General features: G+C 47.5%; 1 protein-coding gene. It reads right to left on the reverse strand.

Annotated elements, in window-relative coordinates:
* Window positions 1–460, reverse strand: a 460-nt coding sequence (locus N3G78_14850) for a helix-turn-helix domain-containing protein (GenBank protein MCX8119194.1), incomplete at its 3' end; no start/stop codon positions are given.
* Between the last annotated feature and the right edge of the window lie 195 nt (window positions 461–655).

Here is a 655-nt window from a genome sequence, read left to right on the forward strand (position 1 = left end):
CTTCGAAGTGTTGCAGGGGGTAAAGCTCTTCAAAGTCATAAAATCTCTGTTTCTTCCGATATCGGCTCCGCTTATATTTGGCCGAGACCTGGTATCTCCTCAACACATACCTTACGGTGGAGGGTTTGACAGGGATACCTCGGGCTGTGAGGTTTCTTGCGATTCGGTCTCGACCATAACCCGTCTTCTTTCTCTCGGCGAGGATGATTGCTTCAATGTGGATGGGAGTTTTACGAGGAGAGTGTTTCGGTCTTCTGGATCGATCCCTGAGCCCTTCTTCCCCCTCCCTCTCGAACCTTCGAATGATCTTTCTTACCACTGAGAGATGAGTCTTAAAGATCCTGGCCGTGAAGGATTTGTTCCTGGTCTCTTGATAGACCCCGATCAACTTTTTTCTTGCAAATAAGGGAGATTGTTGGTAAAGTTCTCTATAGTTGATGGAGAAGGAAGGATCTATCACGGGGCACCTCCTTTTGGGTTGTCTAAGAGTTGGCAAAGCAATTCTAAAGGAGGTTGCCCCATTTTGTGAAGGATCTCTTGAATAATTCTTTGAGCCTCCCTCTCATCACAAGGGACAAAAGGCTTTCGACATCTTCTAAACCAAGGCTTATCACTCCCCCCCTCCCCCTGGCGCCGATGTCTTAACCCAAAAGAA

The organism is Thermodesulfobacteriota bacterium, from assembly GCA_026415035.1.
Taxonomy (GTDB): domain Bacteria; phylum Desulfobacterota; class BSN033; order BSN033; family UBA1163; genus RBG-16-49-23.